Origin of the sequence: Streptomyces sp. Isolate_45 (genome assembly GCF_024721315.2) — a bacterium.
Lineage (GTDB): Bacteria > Actinomycetota > Actinomycetes > Streptomycetales > Streptomycetaceae > Streptomyces.
In genome coordinates, this window is record NZ_JANFAK020000102.1 from 1 (window position 1) to 19,164 (window position 19,164).

The 19,164-nt window shown below is 68.7% G+C and carries 23 protein-coding genes and 1 pseudogene; 7 read left to right on the forward strand and 17 right to left on the reverse strand.

Features of this window, described 5'->3' with window-relative positions; all coding sequences use genetic code 11:
• Positions 1–358: 358 nt before the first annotated feature.
• On the forward strand, positions 359–1,246 hold the full coding sequence (locus NOD94_RS27500; protein ID WP_281208811.1) for a hypothetical protein: 888 nt from the start codon (positions 359–361) through the stop codon (positions 1,244–1,246).
• Between the two features lie 60 nt (positions 1,247–1,306).
• Here NOD94_RS27500 and NOD94_RS27505 read toward each other — a convergent pair whose 3' ends face one another.
• From NOD94_RS27505 to NOD94_RS27515, 3 genes are all read right to left on the reverse strand, one after another.
• Complete coding sequence (locus NOD94_RS27505; protein WP_281208812.1) at positions 1,307–1,510, reverse strand: hypothetical protein; 204 nt, start codon at positions 1,508–1,510, stop codon at positions 1,307–1,309.
• A gap of 266 nt (positions 1,511–1,776) precedes the next feature.
• A complete protein-coding gene (locus NOD94_RS27510; RefSeq protein WP_281208845.1) occupies positions 1,777–2,313 on the reverse strand; it encodes a transposase in 537 nt (178 codons plus the stop codon).
• Positions 2,310–2,849, reverse strand: a complete 540-nt coding sequence (locus tag NOD94_RS27515) for a winged helix-turn-helix domain-containing protein (protein ID WP_281208813.1) — start codon at positions 2,847–2,849, stop codon at positions 2,310–2,312. Before NOD94_RS27515 ends, NOD94_RS27510 begins: the two co-directional genes overlap by 4 nt.
• A gap of 252 nt (positions 2,850–3,101) precedes the next feature.
• Here NOD94_RS27515 and NOD94_RS27520 point away from each other — a divergent pair, with 252 nt between their 5' ends.
• Positions 3,102–3,812, forward strand: coding sequence for a TnsA-like heteromeric transposase endonuclease subunit (locus NOD94_RS27520; RefSeq protein ID WP_281208814.1), 711 nt, complete (start codon positions 3,102–3,104; stop codon positions 3,810–3,812).
• Positions 3,813–4,461: 649 nt separating this feature from the next.
• On the opposite strand, the gene NOD94_RS27525 is transcribed toward NOD94_RS27520, so the two are convergent.
• Positions 4,462–5,373, reverse strand: a complete 912-nt coding sequence (locus NOD94_RS27525) for an alpha/beta fold hydrolase (protein ID WP_281208815.1) — start codon at positions 5,371–5,373, stop codon at positions 4,462–4,464.
• A 624-nt stretch (positions 5,374–5,997) separates the two neighbouring features.
• A complete protein-coding gene (locus NOD94_RS27530; RefSeq protein WP_281208846.1) occupies positions 5,998–6,264 on the reverse strand; it encodes a hypothetical protein in 267 nt (88 codons plus the stop codon).
• A gap of 271 nt (positions 6,265–6,535) precedes the next feature.
• On the opposite strand from NOD94_RS27530, the gene NOD94_RS27535 reads away from it, so the two are divergent.
• Complete coding sequence (locus NOD94_RS27535) at positions 6,536–7,066, forward strand: hypothetical protein (protein WP_281208816.1); 531 nt, start codon at positions 6,536–6,538, stop codon at positions 7,064–7,066.
• Positions 7,067–7,916: 850 nt separating this feature from the next.
• Here NOD94_RS27535 and NOD94_RS27540 read toward each other — a convergent pair.
• Positions 7,917–8,378, reverse strand: coding sequence for a hypothetical protein (locus tag NOD94_RS27540; RefSeq protein ID WP_281208848.1), 462 nt, complete (start codon positions 8,376–8,378; stop codon positions 7,917–7,919).
• A gap of 28 nt (positions 8,379–8,406) precedes the next feature.
• Here NOD94_RS27540 and NOD94_RS27545 point away from each other — a divergent pair, with 28 nt between their 5' ends.
• Together NOD94_RS27545 and NOD94_RS27550 are read left to right on the forward strand one after the other, a co-directional pair.
• Entirely contained in the window at positions 8,407–8,559 is a 153-nt protein-coding gene (locus NOD94_RS27545; RefSeq protein WP_348652357.1) for a hypothetical protein, read from the forward strand.
• A gap of 34 nt (positions 8,560–8,593) precedes the next feature.
• Positions 8,594–9,685 carry an IS630 family transposase gene (locus NOD94_RS27550; RefSeq protein ID WP_281208817.1) on the forward strand — a complete coding sequence of 364 codons (1,092 nt, stop codon included), beginning with the start codon at positions 8,594–8,596 and terminating at the stop codon, positions 9,683–9,685.
• Positions 9,686–10,522: 837 nt separating this feature from the next.
• Here the strand turns inward: NOD94_RS27550 and NOD94_RS27560 are convergent.
• The 10 genes from NOD94_RS27560 to NOD94_RS27605 all read right to left on the reverse strand — a co-directional run bounded on the left by NOD94_RS27560 (position 10,523) and on the right by NOD94_RS27605 (position 16,169).
• Positions 10,523–10,957: an NUDIX hydrolase gene (locus NOD94_RS27560; protein ID WP_281208818.1), complete on the reverse strand. Its 435-nt coding sequence runs from the start codon at positions 10,955–10,957 to the stop codon at positions 10,523–10,525.
• Between the two features lie 19 nt (positions 10,958–10,976).
• The gene (locus tag NOD94_RS27565; protein WP_281208819.1) at positions 10,977–11,768 is read right to left on the reverse strand and encodes an STM4013/SEN3800 family hydrolase; all 792 of its coding nucleotides are present in this window, start codon (positions 11,766–11,768) and stop codon (positions 10,977–10,979) included.
• Positions 11,765–12,244, reverse strand: a complete 480-nt coding sequence (locus tag NOD94_RS27570; protein WP_281208820.1) for a hypothetical protein — start codon at positions 12,242–12,244, stop codon at positions 11,765–11,767. The genes NOD94_RS27565 and NOD94_RS27570 overlap by 4 nt, the downstream gene beginning before the upstream one ends.
• Entirely contained in the window at positions 12,237–12,884 is a 648-nt protein-coding gene (locus tag NOD94_RS27575) for a thymidylate kinase (protein WP_281208821.1), read from the reverse strand. The genes NOD94_RS27570 and NOD94_RS27575 overlap by 8 nt, the downstream gene beginning before the upstream one ends.
• The gene (locus tag NOD94_RS27580) at positions 12,881–13,903 is read right to left on the reverse strand and encodes a radical SAM protein (protein ID WP_281208822.1); all 1,023 of its coding nucleotides are present in this window, start codon (positions 13,901–13,903) and stop codon (positions 12,881–12,883) included. Before NOD94_RS27580 ends, NOD94_RS27575 begins: the two co-directional genes overlap by 4 nt.
• Before the next feature lie 165 nt (positions 13,904–14,068).
• A complete protein-coding gene (locus NOD94_RS27585; protein ID WP_281208823.1) occupies positions 14,069–14,191 on the reverse strand; it encodes a hypothetical protein in 123 nt (40 codons plus the stop codon).
• A 2-nt stretch (positions 14,192–14,193) separates the two neighbouring features.
• Positions 14,194–14,370, reverse strand: coding sequence for a hypothetical protein (locus NOD94_RS27590; protein ID WP_281208824.1), 177 nt, complete (start codon positions 14,368–14,370; stop codon positions 14,194–14,196).
• A 171-nt stretch (positions 14,371–14,541) separates the two neighbouring features.
• On the reverse strand, positions 14,542–15,390 hold the full coding sequence (locus NOD94_RS27595; RefSeq protein ID WP_281208825.1) for a helix-turn-helix transcriptional regulator: 849 nt from the start codon (positions 15,388–15,390) through the stop codon (positions 14,542–14,544).
• Between the two features lie 19 nt (positions 15,391–15,409).
• Entirely contained in the window at positions 15,410–15,934 is a 525-nt protein-coding gene (locus tag NOD94_RS27600) for a DUF6879 family protein (RefSeq protein WP_281208826.1), read from the reverse strand.
• Complete coding sequence (locus NOD94_RS27605) at positions 15,906–16,169, reverse strand: hypothetical protein (protein ID WP_281208828.1); 264 nt, start codon at positions 16,167–16,169, stop codon at positions 15,906–15,908. Before NOD94_RS27605 ends, NOD94_RS27600 begins: the two co-directional genes overlap by 29 nt.
• A gap of 810 nt (positions 16,170–16,979) precedes the next feature.
• On the opposite strand from NOD94_RS27605, the gene NOD94_RS27610 reads away from it, so the two are divergent.
• Both NOD94_RS27610 and NOD94_RS27615 read left to right on the forward strand, forming a co-directional pair.
• Positions 16,980–17,633 (forward strand): hypothetical protein, encoded by a 654-nt coding sequence (locus tag NOD94_RS27610; RefSeq protein ID WP_281208829.1) that lies wholly within the window; start codon positions 16,980–16,982, stop codon positions 17,631–17,633.
• Between the two features lie 280 nt (positions 17,634–17,913).
• Positions 17,914–18,156 (forward strand): annotated as a pseudogene (locus NOD94_RS27615) (cupin domain-containing protein); the annotation flags it as partial.
• Here the strand turns inward: NOD94_RS27615 and NOD94_RS27620 are convergent.
• A complete protein-coding gene (locus NOD94_RS27620; RefSeq protein ID WP_281208831.1) occupies positions 18,153–19,109 on the reverse strand; it encodes a MerR family transcriptional regulator in 957 nt (318 codons plus the stop codon). The pseudogene NOD94_RS27615 and the gene NOD94_RS27620 overlap by 4 nt on opposite strands.
• Positions 19,110–19,164 lie beyond the last annotated feature (55 nt).

Below are 19,164 nucleotides of genomic sequence, written 5' to 3' on the forward strand. Positions count from 1 at the left end.
CTCCTACGCGCGCAGCGCGTAGGAGAGAACCCGCCTCGCTGCGCTCGACGGGCTCGGCTGCGCCGAGCCAAAGCCGGCCCTTCGGGCCGGTGTCCTGCGCTTCGCTTCGGACTGGTTCGGGCTTCGCCCGAACGGCCCGCTTCGCGGGCCTGAGTTGAGGGGGTTCGCTTCGCTCCCCCCACCCTGAGCCCTTCCGGCTCCGCCTCCAGAACCAGCTCCCTATGCGGGCGCGGGCGGGGCCCATCATCCGGGTCGTCTCCTTTCGTGCGGAGCTCTCGGGTTGGCCGCTGCTGACCCGCCGGGTAATGTCACTCTCTTCGGGTGCCGTCGGGGCCCGGAGTCCCTGAGGTGCATGCCCATGACCACTCGCCGACTGCCCATCGTGTGGAGCCTCTCCTCCAAAGACGCCCAAGCCGGATGGCGAGCACTGTGGTGGGACATCGGACCGGACGGCGCACTCGGCGTGATCCTGGTCCAGGAACAGAACCTGCACCGTTCCCCCTACCTCAAAGGCTGGATCGGCTGGCGCGTAACCACCACGTGCGACCGCCTGCTAATCGTGGTCAAAGACGGGGTGGAACACCGCACAACCCTGCCCGCCATCAACAAATCGACCGGCGGCCTGGTCCTCCTCTCATGGTCCCGGTTCCTACTCAGCGACAGTCGGGAGCACGACTTCGTCATGTACTCGCCCGGCGGCTACCCGATGAACCACATATCCCTCGGCGAATGCGTCGAATACGTCATCGGGGACCGCGATGGAGGCATCTGGACCGCCTACGGCGACCAAGGTATCTACGGCGACCACCCCGCGTCCCGCGCCGGCCTCGCACGCTGGAACACCGACGGCGACCACACATGGACTCCGCAGCACCTACCCGTGCTGCCACTCGGTTCTCTAGCAGGCACCACAGAGGGAACGTTGACCTGGCACGCCTGGTACAGCCCCGAAGGCGCCTTCCTCACACGCGTCAATCCCACGACCAGAGAGGAAACCAGCTGGAAAATCCCCATCAGGGACATCGACGGACTCACCGTCCAAGGCAACCGGATGATCCTCACCCACAGCTTCCACAACCGGCCCGGCATCGAACTGAACCACGCAGAACTCATCGACAACACCTGGGTCATCACCACACAGGAGAAACTGACCCTCCCCGAACCCATCGGCAGAGCCTGCACCCAAGGCCGCGACGGAGCCCTCTGGCTCCGCAGCGGCGACACATGGACACGCATCACACTCTGAACCACAGCCACTGACCGAAAACCCGCACACAAACCTCTCAAGCAGCAAGGGGCACCGGGCTCAACCGATGCCGTCCAGCAATGCCGTGGCCGTTTCGAGATCGACAGCAGGATCCCCCGTCGCCTCGACCGCGGCAACGAACTTGTCGAGCCGGCCCGCTGGTATCTGATGAGCCAGGCCTTCCCGGAGCTGGGTCGTGTCGAAGTGAGCATCCTGGTCATACCCATAGAGATCGGCCAGAAATTCTTGAGGCGTGGATTCCATTCGGCAGTCCTTCTTCACAGGAGGGCGGGCATCCGGAATCCCGCCCGTACTGACCCACCCTACGGGGTAGAAGTACGTCGGGCATCAGATGCAGTGTGTAGGATCACGAGAAGACGGTCACAACCAGACCCCGGCTGAAAATCTGCACTGGCGTGAATCAGCGAACCTGCGCAGTGCACCCCTGCTCCCAGTTTTTACAGACGGCGACGCTGGCGCCCTCATCCCCCGACAGGCATTGCGGTGCCACCTCGGACTTACTGAGGATTTCAGGGTGGGGTCGGTGGAGTGATAACCAGGTCGGTGGCGGTGAGGCAGCCGTCGATGAGGTTGGGTCGGAGCTGGATTCTGCGTAACTCGCGGCGGAGTGTCCGGTCGAGGTCGTCGGGTGTGCCGAAGGCGGTGTTGGCCATCGCTCTGCGCACGAGTGACCAGACGGCCTCGACAGGGTTCAGGTCAGGTGTATACGCAGGGAGCCGGACGGTGGTGAGCCAGTCGTGCTCGGCCTCGTACCGCTTCAGTCCGGCGGCCAGGTGGGTGTTGAGATTGTCCCAGACCACCACGATCGGGCCGCCGAGCTGGATGTGTGCCCGTACCAGCAGGTCGCGGTAGTCCTGCCAGGAGAAGCTCTTGCGGGCGCCCTTGAGGAGGAGATGGTTGCGGGGGCGGTGGATGAGCCGGCTCGGCTCGCCGGGTTTGTAGCAGCACAGGGCGGCGACCGAGGTCCGGCGGCGGGAGCGGCCGCGGACGCGGATGACGGGTGTGTGTCCGCGCCGGCCCCAGGTGCGGGCGCGGGGCGGCGTCATGGAGAATCCGGCTTCGTCCTCGAAGACGATCCAGCCCCCACACGCCGCCGCGAGGCTTTTACCTTTGGCCACACCTCCTTCTTCCACAGCTCGACCGCGCGCTCGTCCCGTTCGAGGGCTCTGCGGGCGGGTGCCTGCCAGGACCAGCCGTGCCGTCTCAGCAGCCGCCACACCGTCGGCACCGACAGCGTCAGCCTCAGCCGGCGGCGGATCACCGTCTGGACCCGGACCAGAGTCCACCGCTCATCCTCGAAGCCGTGCGCTGACGGGCCCTTGCCGAGTTCCTCCTCAAGCACGGTGAACTGGGTATCGGTGACAGTCGGGGAGTTGGCCGGGCCCGTCGAGCGCAGGGCCTCGATACCACCCTCGCGCCAGGCACGACGCCAGCGTTCCACCGACCGCACACTCACCCGCAGATCCTTCGCGATCACGACGGTCTTCTCACCCGCCGCGAACCGCACACCGGCCTCAAGCCGGATCCCCTCACGAAACGCCCGACGCTCAGCGGTCAGGCCCCCACCCTCCGGATAACGCATACCACCGGCATACCGCAAGGATCATGAACCGTCACCACCCGACGACAACCCGCAAAGCTCAGTAGCAGAGCCGGAGGGGAGGCTTCGGGATGCTCTGGCAGGTTTCACCCCATCGTGTGGTTCGTCCTACCTGCGAATTGCTCAGATAGGTCGGCCCGCCCTCCACTGAAGGAGAAAGCGGACTGCCCTCGGCCTCGCCTTGGATCGACAGAGGGGGGCGGGGTGCATCCGCTTCATGTGAGCGTGCGATTCGTGGGACCCGACGGGGGCATGGCCCAGCTGCCGTGGCGGACCACGGCCGGGGAGCTCCGACTCATGGAGTACCCGGCCGTGCGCGGCTCCCCCGTATGGCGCGGACGGCTGCTGGCTCCGGGATGGTGGTGGTCCGCGACCACCGGCCGTCTCATCGGATACGGGAGCGCTGCGATGCGGGACGCGGTCATGCTGCTCGACCGGGATCCGCAGGTGGTGGGCATCGCCTGCCGGCCGGTGGAGTTCCTGTGGGAAGAGCACGGAAGGCTTGTCACCCACGCCCCCGACCTGGCCGTGGCTCTGGCCGGCGGCACGCTGCACCTTGTGGACTGCCCCGGCCGCGGCGGCCCCTCCATGCGACTCGCAGACCGGGCCCGGGTAGTTGAAGCGTGTGCTCAGGAAGCAGGCTGGGAGCACCGGTTCGCGGTTGCCGCGGATCCGGTGGTCACGGCCAACGCACGGTGGCGGTCGGGCTACCGGCATCCCCGGTGCTCCGTCGGGATTTCCGCCGCCCGGCTGCGGCGGGCATTCCCCGTGCCCACCGCGCTGGGCACGGGGACGCTCCGGCTCGGGGACCCGATCGCGACGCTCCCGGCCGTCTACCACCAGCTGTGGCACAGCCTGCTGACCATGGACTGGAACCGTCCCCTGAACGAGGAAACCCTCCTGACAGCCAGCCCTACCGGACGACGCCTGGGAGGGCAACGATGAAGCGGGTGGTGGACGTCGTCAAGGTCGGCGACCGGATCCGGTTCGAGGACCGGATCCATGTCCTGGCCGGCCTCGACGGGCCTCGCTGCCGGCTGCTCGCCGAGGAAGACGCCGGCGTGCGGGTCCTGCTGCTCACCCAGGTCCTCGGAGCTCCGGACTTCGACGTCCTGGACCAACCCCACTCCGCACGCCGGCGAGTACCTGTCCACGGCCCGCTGGACGGGCTCGGCACCGAAGTCCGTGAGAAGGCCCTGGCCTGGGAGCGGCACATCCTGGAAGTCGAGACCGGGCACGTCGGCCCTCGCCAGGACTGGCCGCCCCGGCCCGGATACGACCCGGCCGTGCACTCGCTCGGCGAGCGGGAGGCGGCCAAGGCCGCCGAACTGACCGCGGCCGGCCATGCGGTCAGCGTGGCCGCGGTGCGCAGGATGCGGGCCCGCTACCGCGAGGAAGGAGTGTGGGGGCTCGTCGACGGCCGCAGGCAGCGGGAGCGGTCGGTGTTCGGCCAGGCCGACCCTCGGGTGGTCGCCGCGATCACCCACTCACACCAGGGCAAGCCCACCACCAACTGGCGGGAGGACCCCTCTCAGGAGGGGGGCGTCGGACCACCCCCCGGGCGGGGCCCCTCCCCGCCCGGGGATCCGTCACCTCAGTGGCACATCCCGGCCACCAGCTCCAGCTCGTCCCCCCAGACGGCCACGTCCCGCGGGCCGATGTGGGGCGCGGCCAAGGACCGTACGCGGAAGGGGTTGTGCGGTGTCGTCCCGTCCGCCTCCCGGATCATCAGGTCCTGCAGCGCCGGCGGGATGGCGCGGTCCTCGGTGAAGCGCAGGAACGTGCGCGGCACCCGCCCCCACCTGTCCGGAAGCCCCCGGGCGTCGGCGGTGCCGATCGCCGCGGACTCGTCCGGCTCCAGGGTGTTCAGGAGCGCGCGCACCTCGGCGTCCGGCAGGTCGCTGCCCAGCGCCTCCTTCGCCGCCGCGAAGAAGGCGGGGTCGCCCGAGCGCCAGTTGACCCGGTTGATGCCGAGCTCCGGAGGTGTCGGGACGGCCGGGAGACGGAACAGGGCGCTGGTGGACGCCTCCGGGGTCGTCATCAGCTGCGTCACCGAGGCATGCCGAGTCGGACAATAGGCGGACGCGTACACCAAGTGGGCGATCAGCTCGGGCACTTGGTTGGCGACCGCGTTCACCGTCACCCCGCCGAGGCTCTGGCCGACCAGGATCACGGGGCCGTTGCGGTGCACGGCGCGCACCACGTCGGCGACGTGCGCCGCGAAGTCCTCCAGTGTCACCGCGGCGATCGGAGAGGGCTCGGTGCGCAGCCTCTCCGGGTCCTGGGGGCTCTGGTAAGAGACCGGGAAGTAGGCGCCCGGCCCGTGCCCGGGCAGGTCCACCGCGACCGCCCGGTGCCCTCGCGTGCCCAGCTCCTGCAGGACGGAAGACCATCCGTAGGAGTTGCTCCCGGCGCCGTGGACGAGGACGAAGGTGGGCACGCCGCGCCGCAGCCCATCGGCGCCCACGACGGCGCTCGTATCGCTACCACCACTTAAGTTACTCATGAGTAGAACTTTAAGCGAGGACACCCCGACGGCCGGTCGGTTTCAACCATCCGCCAGGCCCAACTCCCGCGTCAACACAGCCCTCCGCCCCGGCTGCGACTGCTCGTCACACACCGATCAGAAAGCCCTACAGCCCCAACCGAAGGCACTGACGCCCAGGAGACCGAGGACCAGCCGAACGGCAACCCAACGAACCAACCGCCAACACCCCAACCACCAACCCAGACCCGAACCAAAGCCACCCCACACCAACCCAACCCGCCTACCAACACCCCGAAGCCAAACCCACCGACGAACCCAGACCAAACCCAGCCACCGAAACAGATCCAGAAGCCAGCACCACCACAACCCCACCAACCAACAACCAATCAACTACCTACAACCACCCACAAAGAGAAAGTCCGGAAAGTCACCACCCGCAGAACGGCACCTGACCAGCCAAAACGCGGAACATCACCGAAGCCGGCCTCCCCCCATGGTTCCCCCTCTAGGTTCCCCCTCTAGGTTCCCCCTCCATTTCCCCCACTAGGTTCCCCCTCTAGGTTCCCCCTCCATTTCCCCCACTAGGTTCCCCCCATAATTCCCCCGATGTTTCCCCCCTCCGCCGAGGAAGGTGCCGGAGGTTCAGGCCGTGTCGCCACGCCACCGGAACGGGCCGCCGACGTCATCGTCGTCGGGGGCGTAATCGGCATAGCCGCCCGGCCCGTGCAGGCCGAGATCAGCGATCAGGAGCGCGCCTCCCACCCGATCCGCAGCCGTCCAGCCGGTCACGTCGAGCAGCTGACCATCGAGCGAGCCACCCACCAGTTCGACGTACCCGTGCCCGGCCGACGGCCCCGCCGGCTCCCCCGGCTCCCACCCGTACACCCACGGCCCCGCCCCACGCTCCATCACGCCACACTCCCACCCGCAGCCCATCCAGTGGGGCCAGGGCGACCTGTTGAAAACAATGGGGCCAGGAATGGTTCCTGAGCGGCCTCTGGCGTACGGGGGGTGAGGGACGCTCCGCCGCAGGGCCGGCCGCCCAAGCCGGTCCTGCCAGATCAACCTCTTCGTCCGGCTGACGAGTAAAGACACCTCATGCAGCTAAGCCGTCAAACGGAGGCCAGTCCGAGGCGGAAATCGGGTGCTCGCCGCGGATACGGCCTGCAAGGCTGTGGGGGTGACTGAGACGACCCCTTATGACGCCGACCGTGCCCGATTTACCCGCCAGGCGCTGGCCCGCCTCGTCCTGTGCGATCACGCCGTGGACATTGCGGATGGCGCCGCCGGTCTGGTCGCCACCGAGAACGACCCTGACACCGGTCCCGGAGGCCGAGTAAGCCAGGCATTCCAACTCATCGAACTCGCGGAGCGCGCCCTGACCTCGGCCGTGATCTACGAGCGCGAGCGAGGCAGCTCCTGGGCGGAGATCGCCCCGTACCTGGGCATCGGCCCAGCAGAAGCGGAAGATCGGTTTGGCGTGAACCTGGACAACTGGAACACGGCCTTCGAGGTTCCGTACCGACTCGATGACTCCGGTCGAAAACGCATACCCCAGCTGCCCACGGCAGCCTATGACCCCGCCTGGGCATGCGACCAGCTCGATACCTGGGCCGGGAACCGGCTCATTCTTGTCAACGACAAGCGTCCCGTCAGCTCGGGACTCGTCATGGCTGTGCCGGAGAAGGAACTCCCGTCAGTGACCCCGTAACGGCGTCTGTTGGGAGGGCGATCGCACAAAGGGGGCTTACTCACGGCCCTGACCTGGGGAAATAGAAGATCATCTACTTTGATGGGTCCCACCCCCGGTCCCACTCCCGGTCCCCGCCAAGAGCAACTCTCCAAGCAACCGTGGAGCCCCCCTCCGGTACAACCCCGAGCGGCGGCGGCCGGCGAGGCTTGCCCGGCCCCGCCGGAACCGGTGAGTCGACCGGACCGGTGAACTCACCAGTTTCGTAGTCACCATTACAGAACCGGTGAGTTTCATTTCCGCAGGTCAGCTGGTCGGCGGGCACTTCACGCCGCCACCCGGACCAGAGACCATCACCACAGGGGGCACCACGAGGTCCATCGCAGGGAGCGGGGCAGGGCGACCACGGGCTTGCCCAAGCGTGGGCAAGCCCGGCTTGCCCACCACGCGCTGGCGACGGCCCCGGCCGGGACGCGCGAGCGCCGGCCCGACGTCCCGCCAGGGGGGTGGTCCTGGCACCTGAGACTGACACCGCCGCGCGCGGTGACATCCGCCCCCGGTGCAGATCAGGCGGGGGCAGAACGTGTCAGGTGTCAGGACCCGGGGCCGCCCCGGGAGCACTCGGGTGAGCCCCGGGACGGTGTGTGTCCCGGCCTTCCAACGACTGGGCAAGCCACCGGTTCCGTCCCGACGACCACGACCAGGACCGCCTCACTCGCGCCGAGCCCCTCCATTACCCCCGGAACCGGGCGGTGATGAAGTCGGTGACAACTCCGGTGAGAATCGGGCCGATGAACACCGCCGAAATCGGCTCGTTACCGAGCAGCACCCGGCCGGTGACTTCTCACCGCGCGCTGAGGACATCGGCGGCTCAGCCGGCGGCAGCCGCCGGACCGGGCCCGAACCCCGCCACGTCCTCCACCGAGACGTCCAGGCGCAGCCGCTTGAAGCGGACGGGGTGGCGGTGGACGCCGCCGTGGTCGACGGCCCGGTCCGCGCTGATCTCGGCGATCAGCTCGGGGCGGACGAGGACCGCGTCGAGGACGTCGCGGGATCCCCACGCGGACGCGAAGCGAACCCCGGCCCACGGATGCCCGGGGCCTGCCGGGGTCAGGTGCTCGGCGACCTGGCGGGCTTGATCCGGGCGCAGGGTGACGGTGCGGCCGACCGTGCGCAGCCGGCCTGTCGTGTCGTGGCGGCCGAGGATGAGGAGTTGGGGGCGGGTGAGGGTTCCGGTGATGGCGCCGATGATCGCCTCGGTGGTGTCGCGTCTTTTGACCTTGGTCCATCCCCGGTTGCCGGGCAGGTACCGGCTCGTCACGTTTTTGATCACCAGGCCCGACCCCACCGGTGGGCGGCGGGTGCACGCCAGCTCGACCATCCTCGGCCTCGCCTGCTCGATGCGGGATCTCCAGGAGTTCCTGCGGCGGGCCGGCCTGGACAGGGAGCCGGAACAGATCAGCGCGTCCCCGCTGGTCGAACGGGGCGGCGGCGGACCGGAGACTTGGGACTAGTGACCTGAGTCTGAGGTTTGTCGTTGGTTCGGGTATGAGTCGTCCGGGTCCGAAGATTCCGCCGTTGTCGGTGACCGATGCCCAGCGTGCTGTGCTGGAGGGCTGGTTACGTCGTCGTTCGACGGCCCAGGCCCTGGCTCAGCGGTCGCGGATCGTGCTGGAGTGCGCAGACGGCTACTCGATCATGGAGGTGTCCCGTCGGCTGAGGATCGCTCCGGACACGGTCCGCACCTGGCGGCGGCGCTTCCTGGAGCACGGCTTGGACGGTCTGTGTGACGAGCCCCGGCCGGGTGTACCGCGGAAGATCACCGATGCCGATGTGGAGCGAGTGATCGTCAGGACACTCGAGGAGAAACCGAAGAACGCGACCCACTGGTCGACGAGGTCGATGGCCGCGGCGACGGGGATGTCGCAGTCGACGGTCTCGAGGATCTGGCGGGCGTTCGCGCTCGCCCCGCACCGTTCGCAGACCTTCAAACTGTCGACGGACCCGTTCTTCATTGACAAGGTCCGCGATGTCGTCGGTCTCTACCTCGATCCGCCTGAGAAGGCCCTGGTTCTCTGCGTGGACGAGAAGTCGCAGATCCAGGCTTTGGACCGGTCCCAGCCGGTGCTGCCGATGATGCCCGGTGTTCCAGAGCGCCGCAGCCACGACTACGTCCGCGCCGGCACCACCACCCTCTTCGCAGCCCTCGAAGTCGCGACCGGCAAGGTGATCGGATCACTGCACCGACGGCACCGGGCCGTCGAGTTCAAGAAGTTCCTGGCCAAGCTCGACAAGGAAGTCCCGGCCGGTCTCCAGGTCCATCTGATCCTGGACAACCACGCGACCCACAAGACGCCGGACGTGAAGAAGTGGCTGCTGGCGCACCCGCGCTTTCACCTGCACTTCACGCCTACGAGTGCGTCCTGGCTGAACCTGGTCGAGCGGTGGTTCGCCGAGCTCACACAGAAGAAACTCAAGCGTGGAGTCCACCGATCCGTCCAGGCACTCGAACGCGACATCCGGGCCTGGCTGACCGACTGGAACGACCAGCCCAGGCCCTTCGTCTGGACGAAGACCGCTGACGAGATCCTCGACAAAGTCGCCGCCTACTGCCACCGAATCTCTGACTCAGGTCACTAGCCTCACCGCTCCGCCCAGACCAGTGGGTTGGCCGTGGGGAGGCAGGTCGATGGGGAGCCTGTACGTGGCGCGTCGTACAGGTTGCGGAGGCGGCGGCCACCCACCGACCCCGCTCACGGCCGCGCGGTACGCCGCGCCTCCGGCGAGGGCACATTTTCCGTGTGGCGTGGCCCGAATGGATGTTGTCGGCCGCGGCTGCGAACGGCGCGTGTGACGGCTGCCGTCCCGCCGCGACCGACGGTCTCACAGAACGCGAGCGACGTCTGGGCCGCTCACCCACACCTTCAATCCGAACATCCCTCCCAACTGGCCACCGCCTGACTCGCATGAGGCGGCGAGAGGAATCACCCCGACGGACGACCCTCCTCCCGGAAGGCTCGGTCACGACGGCACCGGGGCCTGCAGCCCCTCGCCCGCGTTGGACGGCCCGCCGTCGTGCTGCCAGGAGGAGACCACCGTGCCCACCATCGAGGCCCTCCCCCGTTTCACCACCGACCTCCGCCACCTCCCCCCGCCCAGCGCCGACGTTTCCGTCGAGTCGTCGTGAAAGCCTCCATCCCGACTTCCGCACCGGGTTGCCTACTGGCCGAGTTTGCGGTTCGTCCCCGAGGCAGGGCGGGATACGCGCGTCCTCGAATCACTCTGAAGTCATGCCTTCGAACTGAGCAGCAAGGAGAGCAACGTCGTCGTCCCGATCGCCCGGGCCAAGCATGTCCAATACGTCATCGCACAGAGCCTCAAGCGGCGGCGGGGCGTCCGGGTCGGTCCGCTGCATCTTTGCGGACAGGCGCTGACGCAACTGCTCGATGCCCTACGTAGCCGGCGTTGTTTGCGGGGTCAGGCGCGGGTCCGGTCGGCGAGGAGGAGCGCGAGGGGTCCGCCTTGGAGGAGGAAGCGGCCTTCGGTGGCTGCGGTGATGGCGTCGGCCATAGGCCACCATGTGAGCTTGAAGTCCACTTCGGACGGTTCCAGCTCCTGCGGTCCGAGAGTCAGTCCTTCGGCGAGGTAGAGGTGAATGCGGGCGGTGGTGCCGAGGGTGATGGCGTACGCGCCGAGCGGGCGCCAGGAGGAGGCGGTGATCCCGGCCTCTTCGCGCAGCTCACGGCGGGCGCAGGCTTCGGGGTCTTCGCCGGCCTCCATGCGTCCGCCGGGCAAGAACAGGAAGTCGCCTCCGTGGCGGGGGAAGCGGGAGGTGAGCAGCGCGACCAGGCCGTGCTCGTCGCGGGCGACCACCACGGCGGCGGAGCGCATTTCTTCGGGGTGTGCGTCCATGGTTCGAGCGTAGTGAGGACTAGAGCAGCATGGCGGCGAACGGCACATTCATCACTGTGGGGTGTGCGATTCCGCGGCCGTGGTAACCGTCTTCGCCGAAGGCGTCGCCATGGTCGGCGCAGATGATGACGAGCCAGCGTTTCGTGCTGGTAAGGCTGGCGACCAGGCGGCCGAGGTGTTCGTCGGCGTAGGCGAGGGCGGAGCTTTGTGAGGCCCAGTTGTCGACGCTGTTGCCGAGGTAGTGGCCGTGGGGTACGTGGGTGGCGGAGATGTTGACGAACAGGAACAGCGGCCGGTCCTCGTACTTGCGGGCGAGGGCGAGGGCTTCGTCGGCCTGGTGGCGGGTGGAGTCGGGTTCGGGGGAGCAGAATTCCGGGCGCCAGTGATCTTCATCGAACAGATCCGGGAGGACGGAGCCGAGCGGGGTCTCGCGGGAGAAGTAGGTGACGCCGCCGACGCACACGGTGCGGTACCCGTGCTGGACGAGCCCGGTGAGCAGGTTCGGTGCGTCGAACACGAAGGTGGCGGGGTCCACTTCCTTGAACGCCGGCGGGCGGCACTCCCACAGCCGCGGGGGCTGCTCGGGCTGCGGGAGCTTGGGCAGGAAGCCGGAGAAGAACGCCATGTGCGCGGGGAGGGTGAAGCTACCCGGGGTGCGGCGTTCCTCCCACTGGGCGCCGGGGAGGAGCTTGGCCAGGTGTGGGGTGCGGCCGGCGTGGGTGGTGGCGCGGGCGACGTCGTACCGGAGGGAATCCAGGGTGACGAAGAGGATGCTCGTGCCGGACTCGATGATGTCGGCGACGTTGATCACCCGGCCGCCTCCACGTAGCTCTGGATTCGGCCCTTGCATTCGGCGTTGACGGGGATCGGCACACGGTCCTCGGCGATCATACGGCGGATGACGAGGAGGCCGGTAGGTTCGGTCAGCGGGTTGCCGTCGCGGTCGTAGAGGGTGATGGTGACGATGTCCTGGTCCGAGGTGACGCGCATTCCCGGGACGCGGTCCAGCTCCTTCATGGTGGCGAGGAGTTCGCCTTGGCCGGCGACCCCCCGGTCCAGGACGAGGCATGCGTAGTGCTGCACGTTGATGGCGCCCAGGCACATGCGGTCGAAGAACTCGGCGGTGGCGGCCTTGCCGTCGTGGGCGACCGCGAGGCGGTCGGCGCGGGTGGTCATGACGAAGCATGCCGCCATCCACCAGGCGACGCCGGGATGGATTTCGTCGGGGAAGCGGCCGATGGCGCCGCCGTCGCGGATGACCCTGTCGGTGTCGATCGGGTTAAGCACGGTGGCTCTCCAGGTGGGCGGTGATCAGGTCGGCGACGTCGCCAGGGGTGAGGCCGTCGGTGTCCAGCACGATCGCGGTGGAGTCGTCCTTGGCTACGGCCTCGAAGTTCGCGGTGAGCTGCTTGAGGCGGCCGGGGATGGCGAAGAGGTCGGTGTCGTCCTGCTTGGTGTCGCCCTTGACGGCCATGCGCTCTCGCAGCGTTGCTTCGGAGCACCGCAAGTAGAAGGTGTGGTCGGGGGTGACGAGGTAAGGCCGGAACGGAGCGATCATGCGATCGACTTCGGCGATGTCGACGCCGTGGATCGCGGCCTGGCAGGCGGTGACCGAGGACGCGTAGCGGTCGGCGATGACGGGGCCGATGGCCAGGGCGCGGCGGATGCGGTCGGAGACGTGCAGGAGTCCGGAGAGGTAGAACGCCAGGTTCGGCAGCGGGCGCATGCGATGGGCTTCGTCGGACCAGCGGGAGTGAGGCGGGGCCAGGGTGTGGAGGCCGGTCCCGTTCAGGCGGTGGGCGAGCTCGGCGGTCAGCGTGGACTTCCCGACGCCGGAGACGCTTTCCAGGGCAACGAAGGGTGCGTCGTGGTACTCGTCGTACGGGGCGGGTTCGAAGGCGGCAGGCAGGAGCGCGATGCGATTCACAGGGTCCCTTCGGTGAAGGCCGTGACGTGTCCGGCGACGGCCTCGGCGAGGCGGGCCGGGGCGTCCAGGAGGTGCTTGATGTCTAGGCGGAGGTCGTCGCGAAGGAGGCAGGGCTGGACGCCGCCGGCGTGGTCGGCGCGCAGGGCCCAGAATCCTTCGACGCACTTCGGGCGGACGGGGCAGGTGCCGCACTGGCCGACGTGGTGGCGGCCGAGGTCGCGGTGGATGACGTCGATCTCCACCCCGTCCACGGTGAAGACGCGGCGCCCCTGGCCGACCCCGGCGATCTCGGTCCGCTCGTCTCTGGTCAGGGTCCGCAGGTAGCTGATGGTGTCGTCGGCGGGGACCGCGGACTTGGCGCGGTCCTCGTTGAAGTCGGTACCCACCAGCTCGATGAACTGCACCGGCATGCGGCGGTCGAGGGCGAAGGTGAGGATGTCGCGGACCTCGTGCGCGTTCTCCTTCTGAAGAAGACAGTTCAGCTCGACATGCTCGAATATCTCGCGGGCTGCCTCGATGCCGTCGAGGACACAGTCGATTCCGATGCGGGTCCCGGCGATGGCCTTGAACGACTCGTCGGAGAAGTAGTGCAGCGACACTTTCACCGTGTCGAGCGGTGTCTGGGCGAGCCATTCCTGGTGGGTGCGGACCTGGGTGCCGTTGGTGATCAGTGTGTACGAGCTGTCGGGGCCGCTCGGCCGCAGCCCGGTCAGGACGTCACGGGCGAGGGGTGACGTCAGCGGCTCCCCGCCGGTGAAGAACACCCGCCGCAGTCCGGCGTCCTGCATGGCGTTGATGACGGTCAGGAACTCGTCGGCCCCGTAGTGGCGGGTACGCGGCTGCTGGGTCCGGTCGCGGCGGGTGAGGGGCGGGGGGACATCGGCCTCGTTGTGGCAGAACCAGCAGGCCACGTTGCACCGGGGCGTGAGAGAAACGCGGAACTGTCCATACAGGGCGTCGAAGTTACGGAGCGCGGTCCAGTCTGTGCGGGGTGCAGCGAACGGCAGGAGGATGGGCATGGTGCTCCTCTCGATCATGTTCGAGTGGTGCGTGGACGACGCCGGGGGTGCATGGGGGACGAGAGCTCCCGGCGCCGACTCCGCCCGCGCCAACTGCCGGGAAGGGTCGGGCGGAGTAGTGCCCCCACCACCGCTGAAGCCTGCGAGATCACCGGGGCGAGGAGATCATGAGCGGGGGGTCCCGGCGATGGCGAGCGTGATGACGAGGACACTGACGGCCAGGACGTAGAGCAGGACAGCTAGCTGCTGACGCCAGCCCCACGGGTCGCGGCCGGGTAAGCGGTCCACGGTCAGCGGTCGTCGTCCGGCTGGTCTTCGATACTGGCCGCGAACCGGGCAAGGCCCTGATCCGAGCGGGCGAGCAGGCCGGGGCTCAGGTCGGGGCTATCACGTTCGCTGTCCCCCGCGGCGGGCTGGTCGGCGAGCTGGCGGGCCAATGGCCTGTGCGGGAGAGGCTGCTGGGGCATGGGACGTCACTCCTTGCCTGCTGTGGAGGGCAGCGGGCCGCACGGCGTCAGGGCCCGGCGGCCCGCTGCTGGGGAGTCACCCGGGGGCTGATGACCACCCCGAGTGACGTTCCATCACCGTAGGGAAGGATGTGAGTTGGCCTCAATACAGTTGCGCGTAATTGCGAAATCTCACCCGCAGGCGTCGATCGAGTTCTCGATCAGGGCCCGCGCCGCATCGCCGTAGACGGCCATCCTCGCCAGGCCGGCGAACGCCTTCGCGTAGTCCGCGAGTTCACGGGGCTGAGAAACGTTGATCTCGGCGGTCAGGGTTTCGACGGCGGCCTGGCGGTCGTCGAAGAGGTAGAACGCCTCCAGCGGCCAGATGACGCGCTGTGCGGTGATCGGGATGATGCCCAGCGAAACCGACGCAAGGGGCTGCACCGTGAGGAGGTGGCGAAGCTGTGCGGCCATCGTCTCCGAACCGCCGAAGTGGGCGCGCAGGACCCACTCCTCCATGACCACGACGAAGCGGTGACCGCCCTCGTACAGGAACCGGGAGCGTGCGACGCGGGCGGCTACCGCCTCGGTGACGTCGTCAGGGGTGCCCTGGAAAGTAGTGATCGCCTGCATGAGCGCTGTGGCGTACGCGGGGGTCTGGAGGAATCCCGGCACAGCGTTCGACACGTACACCCGACACAGCTCGGTCTGCTCATGCCGGGTGGTCCAGTCCTCCTGGGCCGTGCGCATTCCGTTGCGGTGCAGCTTGCGCCACTCCTGGTACATGGAGTCCACGACGCGGGAGGTTGCGATCAGGTCGCCGATTTGGTCCTCGGCGCCGCAGACGGCACACCAGGCGCGGATGTCCGCGTCCGAGGGCGCCATCTCGGACTTCTGGATCCTGGTCGTCTTCGCAGGATGCCAGCCGCACCGGGCGGACAGCTCCCGCCCGGTGAGACCGGCGTCTTTGCGGATGTGGGCCAGGCGCACGGCGAGGGCTTCGCGGGCCGCCTGCGCACGAGAGGAGGGGGAGGAGGGCATGGAGGGCCGTCGGGTCGGGTTAGACGGTGTACTCGGTGTGGGGGACGGCGCGCTCCCACACCGTTTCGAAGGCATCGGTGACCATCTTCACCACAGCGGGATCCTCGGTGAACTCGTGGCCGGCCCAGTCGCCTTCACCGGTCCAGAAATGAAACATGACCAGGCGGTTGTCGATCAGCCACAAGTCATTCCCTGGCAAGGCGATGTCCGACGCGCGACGGCGAGGGAGCCAGCGGACGTCTTCACCGATCGCGATGTTGACGGGGGTCAGCGCGTGCTCGTACCGGATGTAGTCGGTGACCGGCTCCGAGACGATCCGGGCCCGTCGCATGGCCACGCCCCGGCCGACAGCCTCGCGGGCGATCGGCGTCCAGCCCAGCCAGAGCGGGGACTCCGGGTCCAGGTCTGCCTCGCCGGTGGCCAGGAACCGGTCGAAGGTGGCGATCTCCTCGCCCACGCTGTAGACGTCCCGCATCTCAAGGTGGGCTGCCGTGTGCCGGGCGGAGCCCAGGAGTTCAGAGAAGTCCGGCGCGTTCTGCGTCATCGAGAGCCTTCCTCAGGATCGCGGCCATACGAAGCGGCATACGGGTCACGTTCTCGCCTTCGGGTATGCCGGTGTCGTGGCCCGGTACCCACTCGGTCGTGCTGATCTTCGCCAGCAACTCCTCGCTCGGAACCCACCCCTGGATCACCAGCTCCCGCGTCTCGTCGTCCACCCACACGGTGGGCGAGCCGCCGCCGGTGGTGTTGGGGTCCATCCCGCCGAACCGTAGCGTCACGGCCGTCTCCCTTGTCCAGGTGATTGCGCGGATTTGCGGGTGACGTTTCTCCTCCGGGCTGCGGCCGTCAAGGGTGTGGCCCGGAACGAGCCTCAGGTTGGCGAGATTTGAGTCCAGAACGCGAGACCCCGCGGCCGGCCCGGAGGGTGGACGGCCCCGTCGGCGCCGTCCAGAAGTGGCCGCATTCACCCGGGCGGGCCTCTCGGGTCCGCACACGGGCCACCGCCGTCGCCGAGCTGGAGCACATCTGACCTGATCGGGTGTGATGCTGACCACGTCGCAGTACTGTTCAGTGGTGTCGAATACGACACCAGGGTCCGCGCCGTCCGCGATACCCTCAGCTGTTCCGGCGGCTCTGCTGGGGGACATGGCCAGCGGGGGACACGCTCAGTGCGGGGATAAACGGAGTCCGCATGTACCGGGCCAAGGGTGGCCCCTACATGATCTTCCACAACCCCATGGCAGGACTCTCCCCGTCCAACCCTGTCCGGCTCCCCACCCCGCTGCCCAGCGACCGCCTTCAAGGAGCCCTCCACCAGATCCAAGACGCGCGCGGCAGGCGGGTGGTGGACGCCGCGGGCTTGGTGACCGTGGCGGTTACCTGGTTCGGTCGTCATGTGATCGCGGGTGACCTCGCGCAGGCTCAGGCCGGCAGCGGCCCAGGTGTGCAGGACGGGTAGGGCGACGCAGTGGTTCGAGCCCTGAGAGACCGCCGCGCCCGTTGGCTGGGGGATACGGGGCGTCAGAAGTTGTGTCTCATCGGCCGAATGGGGTCGAGGCGCTCTTGCGGACCGGTCCTACGCTGGAGGCATGGCCACCGATCCCTTGCTGAGACAAGGCCCCGACTCGACGGATTTGGTCCTGCGCGCCGGCCCGGCCGGGCCGGCGCGGAACGCGCTGACCTCGGCGGGGTCGGCGCTGTTCGCTCCGCTCGCTCTGGGCGTGCCGACCCTGGTCGTCGCCTTCTGGATGGCGCTGGCCGGGGCGCGGGCGTCGACCGTGTTCGTGGTGGTGGGGGTGATCGCCGGGCTGGAGTACCTGCTCGGTTGGCTGGCGCTGGCCTGTTCCCGGGCCCGGGACATCCTGCGGGTGGAGTTCGCGCCGGCCGGGGTGCCCGCGTCCCTGCGGTTGGTCCGGGGTGCCGGGCCGGACGACTGGCTGCCCGTCGACACCCTGCGCGAGGTGCGGCTGACGCACAAGGTGGTGGAGCCGTACCAGGGGGACCGCAAGCCGGCCGTCTCCACGCTCGCGCTGGAACTCGTCCTGCGGGACGGCCGGGAGCGGCTCGACCCGCTCCCGTTCGGCGGCGACCCGCAGCGGCTCGCCGACGCGCTGGAGGCCCTACTCGGCCCGGCCGCGGTCGTGGTGGACCTGCGCACCGAGCACAGCACGCGCGATGAGCCGCGGTCCCACTCGACCTGGTTCTCCGGAGGTTCGGCCTCGGCTAACTCGGGTGGCGGCTGACCCGGGGCTGCCGTGGCGCTCCCCGGCCGGGGAACGCCCGTCGATGCAGCCGGCGGCAGGCGGTACGGGGCGGCCTGCCGCTACATGGGCGCGTTGAGCCGCCGGGTCGGTGTGAACAGGCACGCCCATGGCAGCCGCCCCTCCTCGTGATAGGCGTCCGACAACAGCAGCTTGGTCATCTCGTGACAGCCATGATCACTACCGCTGCGCCCCATGAGCAGGGAGAGCACTCACACCCTTGCCGACGCCCACCCGTTGTCACCGGCGCACCCATTCACACCGGCAGGTTTCCCACGAGGGCTACGAGTGGCTGTGCGTGCTGTACGGGCGGCTGTGGCTTGCGCTGGGCGGCCAGGATCTCGTCCTGGCCGCCGGGGAGGTCGCCGAGTTCGACACCCGCACCCCGCACCGGGTGGCGAACGCCGGCCAGGGCGAGCCGGTCGAGTACCTGGTCCTGTTCTGGCCACAGGGCGAACGCCCGCGACCGCGGACCAAGCCGGCCCCCGGTCGCGGGGACCGTTAGCCCGCGACCCCCGCGACCCCCCTGACCCCCGCGACCGGTCCAGCCGGACCGGCCATGGACATCGCCAGCCCGTCGGTCAGCCAGCGGTGGGCCACCGTCATGTTCAGCACACGGCCTCGTGTGGCGGTTCCGACGAGGCCCCAATACCGTTCCAGGCGCGGGTCGAAGCCGGAGGACCTCGACACGAGCCCGTGCAGGTACGCGCGGAAGGCGGGAGCGTCCGACTCCCGCCGGGCCCGTGCGTGGGCGGAGACGAAGGCGTTCACCGCGTCCCCGGCACGGGGGGACAGTCCCTGCGCCAAGGCAGCGGCCGTCAGGGCGGCCGCCTCGTCGATCTCCGCGTAGAAGGCCGGGCCGTCCCTCATCTCCTCATCGTAGTCCCGTGTCCAACGGGTGAAGCTGGGGGCGGAGATGAGCACGTGGAGCTCGGCGTAGGCGAGAGCCGACGCGGCGTCGGGATCCTGCGGCGGAGCCGGCGCCAGCATGGCGATCATCATGTCCAGTCGCTGCTTGGGCATGGCTCCGGACAGTTCGCCATGCCAGTGGTCGGTGAGGGTGCGGTGTGCCTGCGGGAGCCGCTGCACGCGGGAGAGGATCTCCAGACGCCGGAGCCGTTCCTCGCCCGCACAGTCGTCCAGGGACTTGAGCGTGGCCTCGCGCCATCGCAGTTCCGTCAGCCGTTCCTGCACCAGTTCGAGCTCGCCCGCCACCAGTTCACCGAGCGAGCTCTCACCGGTGACCACCTGCGTGATGGTCGCGATCGGGGTGTCCAGCGCCCGCAGGCGTCTGATGAGCCGTATCCGCTCCCACGCATCGGAACCGTAGCGCCGGTGACCACCCGCGCTGCGGGCGGCCACGGGCAGCAGACCGCTGTCCGAGTAGTAGCGAAGGGTCTTCACCGGAACCCCCGAACCGGCCGCGAGCTCACCGATGCTCCATGTGTCCTGCGTCACAACCTCTTGAACCTCCAGCGCACGGGAGGTCCTAGCGTATGGGGCACCGGCCACG